Origin of the sequence: Roseateles hydrophilus, from assembly GCF_026712245.1 — a bacterium.
Lineage (GTDB): Bacteria > Pseudomonadota > Gammaproteobacteria > Burkholderiales > Burkholderiaceae_C > Pelomonas > Pelomonas hydrophilus.
On sequence record NZ_JAPPUY010000001.1, the window covers coordinates 640324 to 654292 of the forward strand.

General features: G+C 69.5%; 7 protein-coding genes. 3 read left to right on the top strand and 4 right to left on the bottom strand.

Annotated elements, in window-relative coordinates:
* Nucleotides 1–3: 3 nt before the first annotated feature.
* The 4 genes from NYO99_RS02870 to argA form a co-directional block, all read right to left on the bottom strand.
* Nucleotides 4–3174, bottom strand: coding sequence for a GGDEF domain-containing phosphodiesterase (locus NYO99_RS02870; protein ID WP_268165590.1), 3171 nt, complete (start codon nucleotides 3172–3174; stop codon nucleotides 4–6).
* Nucleotides 3175–3379: 205 nt separating this feature from the next.
* Nucleotides 3380–3676, bottom strand: coding sequence for an H-NS histone family protein (locus NYO99_RS02875; protein WP_268165591.1), 297 nt, complete (start codon nucleotides 3674–3676; stop codon nucleotides 3380–3382).
* A 313-nt stretch (nucleotides 3677–3989) separates the two neighbouring features.
* The gene (locus tag NYO99_RS02880; protein ID WP_268165592.1) at nucleotides 3990–4268 is read right to left on the bottom strand and encodes an oxidative damage protection protein; all 279 of its coding nucleotides are present in this window, start codon (nucleotides 4266–4268) and stop codon (nucleotides 3990–3992) included.
* A 74-nt stretch (nucleotides 4269–4342) separates the two neighbouring features.
* Nucleotides 4343–5686 (bottom strand): amino-acid N-acetyltransferase, encoded by a 1344-nt coding sequence (gene argA / locus NYO99_RS02885; protein ID WP_268165593.1) that lies wholly within the window; start codon nucleotides 5684–5686, stop codon nucleotides 4343–4345.
* A gap of 39 nt (nucleotides 5687–5725) precedes the next feature.
* Between argA and hrpA the strand changes: the two genes are divergently transcribed.
* The 3 genes from hrpA (at nucleotide 5726) to NYO99_RS02900 (ending at nucleotide 13949) form a co-directional block, all read left to right on the top strand.
* Nucleotides 5726–9580 carry an ATP-dependent RNA helicase HrpA gene (hrpA, locus tag NYO99_RS02890; RefSeq protein ID WP_268165594.1) on the top strand — a complete coding sequence of 1285 codons (3855 nt, stop codon included), beginning with the start codon at nucleotides 5726–5728 and terminating at the stop codon, nucleotides 9578–9580.
* 221 nt (nucleotides 9581–9801) lie between these two features.
* A complete protein-coding gene (locus tag NYO99_RS02895; RefSeq protein WP_268165595.1) occupies nucleotides 9802–11538 on the top strand; it encodes an HDOD domain-containing protein in 1737 nt (578 codons plus the stop codon).
* Nucleotides 11539–11552: 14 nt separating this feature from the next.
* The gene (locus NYO99_RS02900; protein ID WP_268165596.1) at nucleotides 11553–13949 is read left to right on the top strand and encodes a serine/threonine protein kinase; all 2397 of its coding nucleotides are present in this window, start codon (nucleotides 11553–11555) and stop codon (nucleotides 13947–13949) included.
* Nucleotides 13950–13969: the final 20 nt, after the last annotated feature.

Consider the following 13969-nt stretch of genomic DNA (forward strand, 5'->3'; position numbering starts at 1 on the left):
AGTTTAAAGACGTGCCTGCGTGGGCGGCTTCTGAGCGGGTGGTTTCACCGGGTTGGCCCAGCCGTCGTGCGTGAAGCGGGCGATCCAGCCGGGCAGGCTTTGCGGCGCCATGGCGGCGGCGATGCCGTGGCCCTGGCCCAGGCGGCAGCCCAAACGCAGCAACTCCCGTGCGTGGGCGCGACTTTCCACGCCCTTGGCCAGGACCGTGCAGCCAATGTTGCGGCCCAGGCCGATGACGCTCTCCACCAGGGACAGGTCCTGGGCGTCGCCCAGCATGCCCTGGACGTAGCTGCGGTGCAGCTTGAGCGTGTCGACCGACAGCTGCTTCAGCGAGGACAGCCGCGAATAGCCGGCACCGAAGTCATCCAGCGCGATGCCGACGCCCAGCACCAGGCAGCGCTGGATCAGCGCCTGCGTGGCGGCGGTTTCCTGCAGCGCGTCGGCTTCAAGGATGTCCAGGTGCAGCAGCGCGGCCAGGCCGGCGGGCTGGCGCTGGACGAGCTCCTGCAGGCGTTGCGGGAAGTCCGCGCGGCGGAGCTGACGGGCGCCGACGTTGACGCTGACCGGCAGGCCGCGGCCGCCGTTGATGCCGGCCTGGGCCCAGGCCGCCGCTTGCGCGAGTGCCTTCTCGATGACCCAGTCGCCGATCTGCACGGCCAGGCCGGTGGTCTCGGCCAGCGGCAGGAAGTGCGCGGGCGTCAGCAGCCCGCGGTCGGGGTGATGCCAGCGCAGCAGCGCCTCCACGCCCATGACCTGGCCAGTGCGCAGGTCGATCTGGGGCTGGTAGTACAGCTCCAGCTCATCGGCGTCCAACGCGCGTTGCAGCCGCGCCAGCGCGATGAGGCTGGCCTCGTCTCGCTGGTCCAGCGCCGGGTCATGGAACTGGGCCACGCCGCGGCCGGCGTGTTTGGCGCGGTACAGCGCGTGGCCGGCGTGACGCAGCAGCGTTTCAGGGTCGGCGTCATCCAGCGGGTAGATCGTGGCGCCCATGCTGGCGCCGATCTCCAGCGCCAGGCCGTCGCCGATGCGGCTCTCGCGCACCGCGACAGGCGTGGACAGCAGGCCCATCAGGCGCTCGACCGCCCGGTGCCCCTCCTCGGGCGACTGCACGCGCAACAGCACGGCGAACTCATCGCCGTGCAGGCGCGCGAGCTGGTCGGCCGTGTCGGGCCAGGCGCCGCGCGCGCCGCGCAGCGTGGCCTGCAGCCGACGGCTCAGCTGCAGCAGTACAGCATCGGCGACGAGCTGGCCGTGCTCGACGTTGACGCGGGCGAAGTCATCCAGGTCGATGACGGCGATGACGAGCTTGAAGTCGTCGCGGTTGGCCGCGCCCATGGCCTGGTGCAGCAGGCGCATGAACTCGTCGCGGTTGGGCAGTCCTGTGGCGATGTCATAGCGCAGGCTGCGCCGCAGCTGCTCCTGCTGGCGCAGGCTTTCGCCCAGATCGGTCAGGCTGAGCAGGCGCCAGCGCGGGGTGGTGCCATCGGGCTCCGGTACCGGGCTCAGCCGGGCGGCAAACACATGTCGGCCGCCGTCTTCCAGCTCGGCCTGCAGCTGGCCGCTCCAGCTGTCGCCAGCGCGCAGCCGGGTGGCGATCTCGGCGGGATCGTGGGCGCTGCGCTGCAGGTTGGGCGTGCTCAGCGGTGCCGCCACGCGGCCGATCAGCGTTTCGCGGGCTGCATGCAGGATGTCGCAGTACGCGGGGTTCACCTCCACGATGCGCCATTGCGCGTCCAGCACGGCCAGCCCTTCGCTGGCTTGCTGGAACAGCGTGGCGGACATCCGCTCGCGCTCCTCGGCGGTGCGGCGCCAGCTGATGTCGGCCAGCGTCATGATGAGGTGGCGCGCGCGGCCGTCGCGCTCGCGTTGCGGCACATGGGCGTGCAGTTCGTGCCAGCGCCAGTCGCCGCCGTCAGCGGCCAGGCGCAGCGAGAGGGCAAGCCGGTCCTCGCCGGGCAGGGCCATCAGGTCGCGCAGCGCGCGACGCGCCGGCTCGCGGTCGCGGGGGTGGGCTTGCCGCACCCAGTCCAGCGGCGCGTTGCCGGGCGCGGCGGCGGCGTCGGGCGGTGTGGTCAATGCCAGCCAGCGCGCCGAAGCATGGCGGCGGCCGTCCGGCAGCCGCCACTCCGCCAGCGCCAAGCCTTGCGCATCCAGCGCGCTGCGCCAGCTGTCACGGTCGCGCAGTTGATGTTGGGTCAGCGCGATGACGGCCAGCGGCAGGGCGGCCAGCAGGGCGCCTGCGGCATAGGCCGTGGGCGTCGCGGCCGCGCCCAGCGCCCACAGCGCGAGCAGCGCCAGCCCCAGCCGTGCGTTGCTGCGTGGTGACGCCTGCAGGGCGTGCAGGCACAGCAGCAGGTGGGGGAGCAGAAGTGTGGCCAGGCCGGTGTTGGGCAGCCAAGGCTGAGCGGCTTGTGTGGCGAGGGCCGTCAGTGCAATCAGCGCGCCCGTCCAACGGCCGCTGCGGCGGGGCTTGAGCGTGCTGGCCTGCAGCGCGGTGCCGCTGCTCACCAGGGCCATCGCCCAGGCGGACGTCAAGGCGGTGGCTGCGATGGCTGCGCTGGCCACCGGCTGCCCGGCGATCAGCATCGCGCCGAAGGCCAGCAGACCGGCCGGCAGTGGAGCGGCCATCCCAGCCAGCAACGCAAAGCTGCCCACTTCGTGCAGCGAGGCGAGGCGGCCTGTGAGTCCGACGCGGCGCAGCAGCGTGCGGTTGAGTACCGCCGCAACCACGGCCAATGCCAGTGCGGTCAGCGGGGCGGGTGTGTTCAGCTGGCCCAAGAGGTTGTCGTGCGGGTTCAGCAGCAGCGGCAGGCCACAGCCCAGCAGCAGCCCGGCGATGACCAGCGGCATTGCCCAGGCGCTCAGCCGCCAGAGTGCCACCAAGCCCAGCGTGGCCAGCAGCACCGGTACCAACAAGCGATCGGCCGGTTGGGCCGATGGGGGTGTGGGCAGGCGCAGCGGCGTCGGCAGCTCAGGCGCGAGCAGCGCCCAGGCGGCTAACGCGCCGCCAGCCAGGCCAGTCAGGGTCGCCAGCCCGGCGCGGCGCAGGCGGCGCCAGCCGCGGCGTTGGTCGTGGATGCGGCGGGGGCCGGGCGGCAAGGTCGACGGTGGCGCCCCCGTCGTCGTGTGGCCGGGGCCTTCCGTTGGATCGCCAAGGCTGGAAAGCTGCACCATGACTCAGTGCAGGGCCTGCCAGCTTCCGCCGCGCAGACGCGACGCTGCCTGCAGACGTCGTCCGCAGCCCGACCGTGTTGATGTCGTGGCGATGCCCATGCGCGCGAGTTTAGGGTGCGCGCCTCGCCAAATGAAAAGGGCCGCTTCATGTGCGGCCCTTGATTCATGGGGGCGCCTGACGTTCAGGCGCTTGGGGGATGCAAGCTCAGACGGCGAAATCAGTCAGTTGCGCACCACCGGAAATGGCGGCCTTCAGCCATTTCGGTTGCAGGCCGCGGCCGCTCCAGGTTTCGCCGGTGGCTTGATTTCGATACTTGGCGGCGACCTTGGAAGTCTTGACCGGCTTGGGGGCGCGCACGCTCAGATCCGCGACCGTCAGGCCATATTCGCTCATCAGGCTGCGAACCTTGGCGATGGCTTCATTGCGCTCGCGGTCCTTGGTTTCGTTGATCTGTTCATCCAGCGCGGCGCGTTGGGCAAGGAGTTCCTTGAGACTGGACATGTTGCTATTCCTCTTGCGAATTGACCGATGAGACTCGCGACCTTGGGGTTCGCGGCCTCGGAGCGTGCGGAGCGGGCCGCTCGAATATCTCCGTGCCCGAATTAAATCGCGACGAGGTGGGTTTGTGCAAGAGTTTTCGTTGGCCGATCGCTACGGGTTTTCATTCGGAGATGATTAATTCAAGAATAAGGCCGACCCGCTGGGGTTGTGCGCTACGCCGCTGGCGCCTGATTGCATGCGGGGCGCTTGGCGCAGATACAGCAAGGGCCGGCGACTGACGTTCCGGCCCTTGAGTATCTCGGTGACTCGGGCTTCAGGCGGAGGGCGGCACGTAGCCGGCGACAGCCTCGGCGCCGGCGCCGAAGAAAAACTGGTCGGCCTGGCGCATGAGGTATTGCCGGGCGCGCAGGTCGGCGAGGTTCAGCCGGTTTTCATTGACGAGCATGGTCTGGTGCTTCATCCAGGCTGCCCAGGCTTCCTTGCTGACGGATTCCCACACTTTCTTGCCGAGTTCCGTGTGCACGGGGTAGGGCGGGAAGTCCAGCCCTTCGGCTTCCTTCTTCAGATAGGCGCATTGGACGACGCGGGGCATGGCGGAACTCCTGGATATCTAAACAAAACGGGTGGCACTTTAGCGTGCCGGACGTATCGGCGCCGGATGGGGGCTTAGTTGAAACGTTTGACCAGCACCAGCGAGCGGCGGTCCCAGTTGTATTTGCGCTTGCGCTCCTCGGGCAGCCATTCGGGATCGACTTGGCTGAAACCCCGCTTGATGAACCAGTGCATGGTGCGGGTGGTGAGCACAAAGATGCTGTCCAGCCCCATGGCCTTGGCGCGCTGCTCTATTCTCTTCAGCAGTCGGTCGCCATCGCCCTGGCCCTGAACTTCGGCCGAGACAGTCAGCGCCGCCATCTCGGCCGTGCGCGCTTCGACATAGGGGTAGAGCGCGGCGCAGCCGAAGATGACGCCGTCGTGCTCGATGACGGTGTAGAGCTCCGCGTCGCGCTCGATCTCGGTGCGGCTGCGCTTGACCAGCGTGCCATCGCGCTCAAAGGGCTCGATGAGCTGGATGATGCCGGCCACGTCGTCGGCGCTGGCTTCGCGCAGGCTCTCCAGCTTCTCGTCCACCACCATGGTGCCGATGCCGTCGTGCGTGTAGACCTCCTGCAGCAGCGCGCCGTCCACGGCGAACGGGATGATGTGCGAGCGCTCCACGCCGGCGCGGCAGGCCTCCGCGCAGTGGCGCAGGTAGAAGGCCACGTCGGTCGGCTCGGGGGCCGGGCCGGCCTGGGCCACCATGCGTTCGGCATCGGCCAGCGCCAGCTCGGTGTCGATGGCGCTGTCCGGGTCGGAGGCGTCTTCGGGTACGCCGGGCACTTCGCAGACGAACAGCAGCTTGTCCGCCTGCAGCGCGATGGCCGTGGCGGTGGCGACGTCTTCCATGCTCAGGTTGAAGGCCTCGCCGGTGGGCGAGAAGCCGAACGGCGACAGCAGCACGATGGCGCCGATGTCGATGGCGCGCTGGATGGCGCCGCCGTCCACCTTGCGGACGAGCCCGGAGTGCTGGAAGTCCACGCCGTCGACGATGCCGACCGGGCGGGCGGTCAGGAAGTTGCCGGAAACAACGCGCACGGTGGCGTTGGCCATGGGCGTGTTGGGCAGGCCTTGACTGAAGGCGGCTTCGATCTCAAAGCGCAGCTGGCCGGCGGCCTCCTGGGCGCAGTCCAGCGCGACGGCGTCGGTGATGCGGCGGCCGTGGCTGTAGCGCGGCGTCTGGCCCTTGGCGGCCAACTGTTCGTTCACCTGCGGCCGAAAGCCGTGCACCAGCACGATCTTGATGCCCATGGCGTGCAGGATGGCCAGGTCCTGCACGAAGTTGTTCAGCTTGCCGGCGGCCACCAGCTCGCCCGGCATGCCGACGACGAAGGTCTCGCCCCGGTAGGCGTGGATGTAGGGCGCCACCGACCGGAACCAGGGCACGAAGGTGTGGGGAAAGACGAGACCGCTCATGGCGCGCGATTCTCGGGCCTGCGGGACAATGGCGCGGCAATGAGTTCCCAAAACATCGAGAGCCGGTCTCCAGCGCCGGCTCTCTCTATTTCCTTCCCCGAATCGCTGCCCGTCTCGTCGCGTCGCGACGAGATCATGCAGGCGCTGGCCGAGCACCAGGTCGTCATCGTCTGCGGCGAGACCGGCTCCGGCAAGACCACCCAGCTGCCCAAGATCGCACTGGCCATGGGCCGTGGGCGCCTGAACGGCGGCGGGCTGATCGGCCACACCCAGCCGCGGCGGATTGCCGCCAGCAGCGTGGCCAAGCGTATTGCGGAGGAATTGAAGACGCCGCTGGGCGAGGTGGTGGGCTACAAGGTCCGCTTCCAGGACCGGCTGTCCAAGGGCGCGTCGGTCAAGCTGATGACCGATGGCATCCTGCTGGCCGAGACGCAGAGCGACCCGCTGCTGAAGGCCTACGACACGCTGATCATCGACGAGGCCCACGAGCGCAGCCTGAACATCGACTTCCTGCTGGGCTACCTGCGCGAACTGCTGCCGCGCCGGCCGGATCTGAAGATCATCGTCACCTCGGCCACCATCGACGCAGACCGGTTCGCGAAGCACTTCGAGTCGGCCAAGGGGCCGGCACCAGTGCTGATGGTCAGCGGCCGGCTGTTCCCCGTCGAGCAGCGCTACCGCCCCTTCGAGGAAAGCCGCGAGTACGACCTCAACAGCGCCATCTGCGACGCGGTGGACGAGCTGTGGCGCGAGGGCGGCGGCGACGTGCTCGTCTTCCTGCCCGGCGAGCGCGAGATCCGCGAAGCGGCCGAGGCGCTGCGCAAGCACCACCCGCCGGGCGTGGACATCCTGCCGCTGTTCTCGCGCCTGTCCGAGGCGGAGCAGAACAAGGTCTTCGAGCCGCACGCCGCGCGCCGCATCGTGCTGGCCACCAACGTGGCCGAGACGTCGCTCACGGTGCCGGGCATCCGCTACGTCATCGACCCCGGCCTGGCGCGCGTCAAGCGCTACAGCTACCGCAACAAGGTCGAGCAGCTGCTGATCGAAAACATCAGCCAGGCGGCGGCCAACCAGCGCGCCGGCCGCTGCGGCCGGGTGAGCAACGGCATCTGCGTGCGGCTGTACAGCGAGAAGGAGTTCAACGAGCGGCCGAAGTTCACCGACCCGGAAATCCTGCGCTCCAGCCTGGCCGGCGTCATCCTGCGCATGAAGTCGCTGCACCTGGGCGATGTGGAGCGCTTCCCTTTCCTGGAGGCGCCACGCCCCAAGGCGATTGCCGACGGCTACCAGCTGCTCAACGAACTGGGCGCCACGGACGACGCGAACGAGCTGACGCCGCTGGGCAAGGAGCTCTCGCGCCTGCCGCTGGACCCGCGCGTGGGGCGGATGATCCTGGAAGCCCGCACGCGCGACGCGCTGACCGAGGTGCTGGTCATCGCGTCGGCGCTCAGCGGTCAGGATGTGCGCGACCGCCCGCAGGAAGCCGCCCAGGCCGCCGACGAGAAGCACAAGAAGTTCGACGACGAAAAGTCGGAGTTCATGGGCTACCTGAAGCTGTGGAAATGGCTGGGCGACAGCAAGGGAGGGGAGGGCGAGCACAAGCTGTCCCACCGCAAGCACGAGGCGCTGCTGCGCGAGAACTTCGTCAGCCCGCGCCGCGTGCGTGAGTGGCGCGACGTGCATTCGCAGCTGCACACCGTCGTCACCGAGCATGGCTGGCGGCTGAATCAGAGCCCGGCCACCTACGAGCAGGTGCACCTGTCCATGCTGGCCGGCCTGCTGGGCAACATCGGCCAGAAGAGCGACGACGAGGACTGGTACCTCGGCGCGCGCGGCATCAAGTTCTACCGCCATCCCGGCGCGCATCTCTCCAAGAAGCCGGGCCGCTGGATCGTCGCGGCGGAACTCGTCGACACCTCGCGGCTCTACGGCCGGGGTCTGGCGAACATCGAGCCGCAATGGCTGCCGCCGATTGCCGGCCACCTGATCAAGACGCAACTGCTGGAGCCGCACTGGGAGAAGAAGGCAGCCGAAGTGGTGGCGCTGGAGCGGGCCACGCTCTACGGCATCGTGCTGTACAGCGGCAAGCGGGTGAACTTCGGCCGCGTGGACGCCAAGACGGCGCGCGAGATCTTCATCCGCGAGGGCCTGGTCAACGACGAGCTGCCGGACGACCTCGTCAAGCAACTGCCCTTCATCGGCCACAACCGCCGGCAGATCGCCAAGGTGGAGGCGCTGGAGCACAAGTCGCGCCGCCAGGACGTGCTGGTGGACGACGAGCTGATCTACGCCTTCTACGACGACAAGCTGCCGGCCCACGTGTTCAGCGGCGCCACGCTGTTGAAGTGGTGGCGCGAGGCCAGCAAGGGCAACGACAAGCTGCTGCAGCTGAGCCAGGACGAGCTGATGCGCCACGAGGCGTCGGGCGTCACCAGCGAGGCCTTCCCCAAGGTCATTCGCCTGGGCGGCGTGGATTGCGTGGCGACCTATTTGCACCAGCCCGGCGATGCGCGCGACGGCCTGACGGTGACCGTGCCCATCTTTGCGCTCAACCAGGTCAGCGAGGAGCGCGCCGAATGGCTGGTGCCCGGCATGCTGGCGGCCAAGGTGACGGCGCTGCTCAAGAGCCTGCACCAGAAACCGCGCGCGCGGCTCACGCCGCTGCCGGACTTCGTGGCCGAGTTCATCGCGCTGCAGCCGTTCTGCCAGGGCGGCCTGGTGGACACGCTGCTGCGCGCCGTCAAGGACCGCACGCAGCTGGCCGTGCAGCGCAACGACTTCAAGCTGGAGCAGTTGCCGCAGCATCTGTTCATGAACTTTCGCGTGGTGGACGAGCATGGCCGCCAGTTGGGCCAGGGCCGCCAGCTGGCGGCGCTGAAGGCGGAGCTGGGCGGGCAGGCGCGCTCGGCCTTCCAGGCGCTGGCCGCGCTCAAGCTCCCCGCAGCCGAGGCGCCCAAGCCAGCCCCCGCACCCGTGGCAGGGAAGGGCATCCGCGCCGAGATCGTCGCGAAGAAGCCGGAGCCGGCGCGCGACGCCAGTCAGGCGTACACCGACTGGACCTTCGGCGAACTCCCTGAGCTGCTGGAAGTGCAGAAACCTGGCTCTGGCGGCCAGACGCTGATCGGCTTCCCGGCCTTGATCGACAAGGGCAACCATGTCGAGATCGAAGTCTTCGACGAGCCCGAGGTCGCCGCCGCCAAGCACCGCGCCGGCCTGCGCCGGCTGATCGCGCTGCAGCTTAAGGAGCCGCTTCGTTATCTCGAAAAGAACATCCCCGATCTGCAGCGCATGTCGGTGCTGTTCATGGGCCTGGGCACGGCCGAGGAGTTGCGCGACCAGGTCATCGGTGTCGCGTTGGACCGCGCCTTCCTGGCTGACCCGCTGCCGACCGATCCGATCAGCTTCAAGAAGCGCATCGACGAAGGCCGCAGCCGGCTCAACCTGATCGCGCAGGAGGTGGCCCGCGCCGTGCACGCCGTGCTGCAGGAACTCGCCAATGCCAGCCGCAAGCTCAAGGACGCGCGGCCGCCAAAGGACGTGTCTGACGACATCGCTGCGCAGCTGCAGCGGCTGGTGCCCAAGCGTTTTGCCATCGACACGCCCTGGTCGCAGCTGCAGCACCTGCCGCGCTATCTGAAGGCCGTCACCGCGCGGCTGGACAAGCTGCGTGCCGACCCGGCGCGCGATGCCAAGCTCATCGGCGAAATCCGGCCGCTGGAGCAGCGCTACACCCGCCGTCTGGCGGAGCTCAAGGGCGTGCGAGACGCGCGCTTGGATGATTTCCGCTGGCAGTTGGAGGAATTGCGTGTCAGTCTGTTTGCGCAGGAGCTGCGCACGCCACAGCCGGTCAGCGTCAAGCGGCTGGAGAAGGTGTGGGGTCAGCTCGCGGGCTGACCGCCTGTTCGTGAGTTGCAGCACGAAAGGCGGTGACTGCGGGATGACCCTGGGGAAATCCGTCGCATTTCGACGCTTCTTTCAGGTTTGGGCCGGCTTGCGTGGAGTCCAATGCGTGGATAACAAGTGTTACTTTTGCGGTCACCTCTGTCGTGTCTGAGACCACCCCTGCTGCTGCGCCTTCCCCGCTGAGAAGCTTCGGTCGCTTCGAACTGCGCGCCTTGCTGTCCAAGAGCGTGCGCAGCCTGATCTGGCGCGTCTTTGATGCCCGCCATGGCCAGGAGCTGATGCTGTGCATGCCGCGCGAGAAGCCCAACAGCATCGCAGCCCTGGAGCACTGGTTGCGCATGGCCCAGGGCGCCGAGCGTGTGCAGCATCCCAACCTCGCGCAGCCCTTCGAGATCGGCCAAGTCGAGAACTGGCCCTACGTGGCCTACGACCGGGCGCTCGGTGAAACGCTGGATGAGCGCCTGGCGCGCCAGCCGGCGCCGCTGCCACTGGATGCCGCTCAGTGGATCGGGCAGGTGCTGGAGGGGCTGGCCTTTGCGCACGAGGCCGGCCATGCGCACCGCGACCTGCAAACGGCCAGCCTGCTCATCGACGGCAGCGACAAGGTGCGCCTGATGGGTTTGGAGGTGGCGCAGGAGGTGTTCCCCGCCACGGTGGACTTCAATGCCGTGACGCGCCGCGCCGTGCGCGAGTCGGCCGAAGAAGATGTGCTGTGCGTGGGCCTGATGCTCAACCGCATCCTCAGCGGCAAGCCGGTGCTGGAGGAGAACGACCTGCAGCATGTGGTGCAGCAGATGCAGCCGCTGGGCCGCGAGATCGTGCGCCTGGGCTGGGAGACGCCGCACCCCATCCCCGACCCGCTGCGCGCCATCTGCAACCGCGCGACCGACCGCCAGTTGCGCCAGCGCTACCACCTGGCCCGCAGCTTCTGGCGCGCGCTCGATGGCTGGCGCCAGGCCGCGGCGCAGGACAACGGCGGCCCCATCGTGCTGCTGCTGGACAAGCTGCAGCGCCTGGGTCACCTGCCGACGACGACCACCGGCATCCACCGCTTCACCGCCGGTTCGGGCCTGGAGGCGCAGCACGCCAGCGCGCTGTCCGACCTCGTGCTCAAGGACATGGCGCTCAGCCTGGAGCTGCTGCGCCGCGTCAACAACGCGCTGCGCCAGAGCGGCCACCAGTCCGCCGACGGCGGCGAGACGGTGCTCAACATGCAGCGCGCCATCCAGATGCTGGGCCTGGATGGCGTGCAGCGCGCCGCCAACGCGCTCAAGCCCTGGCCTGGCCCCTTGACGCCGGTGGCGGCCGAGATGCTGCGCCAGGTGATGGCCCGCGTCATCAAGGCCGGTCAGGTCGCGCAGGCGCTGCGCCCGGCGGGCTACGACGCCGAGGTGGTCTACCTCATCACCGTGATGCAGAACCTGGGCCGGCTGCTGCTGCAGTACCACTTCCCGGATGACGCTCAGCAGATCCGCCAGCTCATGGTGCCGCCCGAGCCCACCGAGGAGATCCCGCACCCGCCGTCGCTGAGCGAGCAGGCGGCGGCCTATGCGGTGCTCGGCTGTGACCTGGATGCGCTGGGTGCAGCCGTGGCCCGCCACTGGGGCCTGGGCGATGAGCTGCTGCAGATGATCCGCCGCCAGCCGCTGGACGCGCCCGTCCACCCGCCGCGCACCGATGCCGACACGCTGCGCCTGACCTGCAGCCTGGCCAACGAACTGGTCGATGCGCTGACGCTGCCCGAGGCCAAGCGCCGCCCCGGCGTGGAAGCCGCCACGCGCCGCTATGCCAAGCCACTGGGCCTGGGGCTGCGTGAGGTCATGGACGCACTCAACCCCGGCACGCAGAAGCCCGCTCAGTCGGCGCCCGCTGCGGCCGCGCAAGCGCCCGCCGCGCGCGCGCCTCAAGCCAGCCCCCTGCGTGAACGCCTGGCCGGCCGCAGCTCCTGACCTCAGCCTCACCGATGACCGACGACACCCCTCCCGAGCTGGGCCGCTTCCGTCTGCTGCAACGCCTGGGCGAGGGGGCGCAGGCCACGGTCTGGCTGGCCCATGACCCGCTGCTGGACCGCGAAGTCGCCGTCAAGTTGCTCAAGACGCAGGCCGTGGACGCCTCGGCGCCGGGCACCGTCGATGAATGGCTGCACGAGGCTCGCGTCGTCAGCCGGCTCACGCACCCCAACATCGTGCCGGTGTTCGAGGCCGACACGCAGGGCGGCCGCTCGTATCTCGTGTTCGAGTACGTCAGCGGCGGCACGCTCAGCGAGCGCCTGCGCGCGGGCCCCCGGCTCAGCGCGGCCGAGGCCGTTACGCTGATGCTGGGCGTGCTGGACGGCCTGGCTGCGGCCCACGCCGCCGGTCTGGTGCACCGCGACCTCAAGCCCAGCAACGTGCTGATGGACGCGCGCGGCCGCCCCCGCGTGATGGACTTCGGCATCGCTGCCCGCGTGTCGTCGGCGTCCAACCAGCCCTCGCGCGTCGTCGGCACGCCGGGCTACATCTCGCCCGAGGCCGCAGCCGGCGCGGCCCCGCACCCGCAGATGGACGTGTTCGCGGCGGCCATCGTGCTGGCCGAGATGCTGTCCGGCCAGCGCCTGAACTACGACCCTGATCCCTGGCGTGCCGTGCAGCGCGCGCAGACGACCGATCTCGAGCTGCCCTCCGGCCTGGGGCGCGACGTGGACGATGCCCTGCGCGCCATCGTGCAGCGCGGCCTGGCGCGCGACCCCCAGGCCCGCTGGCCCAGCGCCACGCAGATGCGCGATGCGCTGGCTGCTTGGCTGCGGCCGGTGGCGGAGCCCGACGCCGACGCCCAGGACGCGCCGGTGCTGGATTTCCTGCTGCGGCGCATGCGCCACAAGAGCGACTTTCCCGCGCTGTCCGACGCCATCGCCAGCATCCAGCGGCTCACGCAGTCCGAGAACGAGAGCCTGGCCAGCCTGTCCAACGAGATCCTGCGGGACGTGGCGCTGACGCAGAAGCTGCTGCGCCTGGTCAACACGGCGGCCTACCGGCACACCGGTGGCGGCGGCATCAGCACCGTGTCGCGCGCGGTGGCGCTGATCGGCTTTGCCGGCATCCGCAATCTCGCGCTCAGCCTGGTGCTGCTGGAACGCATGGAGAACAAGGGCCACGCGCAGCGCCTGCGCGAGGACTTCCTGCGCTCCCTGATGGCGGCATCGCTGGCGCGCGAGCTGTGCCTGAACCCGCGTGAGGCCGAGGAGGCCTTCCTGGGCGCCATGCTGCACCACCTCGGGCGCACGCTCACCGAGTTCTACTTTCCCGAGGAGGCCGACGCGGTGCGCCGCCTGGTGAGCCCGACCGATGACGGCCTGGCCGTCAGCGAGGCAGCGGCCTCCGCCCAGGTGCTGGGCATGAGCTACGAGGCGCTGGGCCTGGGCGTGGCCAAGCAATGGGGTCTGCCCGAGAGCCTGCAGCGGTCGATGCGCCGCCCGCCCGGCGAGGCGCCGGCCAAGCATGTCGATGACGCGCCGGAACGACAGCGCTGGCTGGCGCGCGCCTCCAACGAGATGGCCGACCTCATCCTGCAGACGCCGCCCGATCAGGCCTATGCCAAGGTCAAGGCGCTGGCCCAGCGCTACTCGCGCGCACTGGGCATCCGGCCCGAGACCTTCGAGGAGGCCGCCGACACCGCACGCCAGCGCCTTACCCAGGTCACCGAGGCGCTGGAGTTGCGGCTGCCGCAGAACTCGCGCGCGCAGCGCCTGCTGGCGCCGCTGACACCGACCGCACAGGACTCGCTGACCGCCCACGAGCTCGCGCCCACCATGGTCATGGAGCGCACCCAGGCCGTGGCAGCGCCGCAGCCCCAGCCGCAACCGCAGGTGGCCGAGTTGCTGGCGGCCGGCGTGCAGGAGATCACCGACGCCATGGTCAACAGCTTCCAGCTCAATGGCGTGCTGCGCATGATCCTGGAGACCATCTACCGCGCGCTGGGGTTTCGGCGCGTCATCTTCTGCCTGCGCGACGGCCGGGGCCAGACGCTGACCGGCCGCCTGGGCGTGGGGCAGGACGTGGAGCGGCTGGCGCCGCTGCTGCGCGTGGAGCTGACCCAGCAACCGCCCGACCTGCTGGCCGCCGTTTGCATCAAGGGCGCCGACACGCTGATCCAGGACGCCCGTGCGCCCAACGTCGCCGCCCGTCTGCCGGCGTGGTTCAAGGGCGAGATGCAGGCGCAGAGCTTCCTGATGCTGCCGCTGGTGCTCAAGGGCGCGCCGCTGGGGCTCATCTATGCCGACCACGCCGAGGCGGGCGCGGTGCAACTGGGCGAGAAGGAGCTGTCACTGCTGCGCACATTGCGCAACCAGGCCGTGATGGCGTTCCGGCAGGCGAGCAGCTGAGGCTGCCTGCGCCCAGGGCC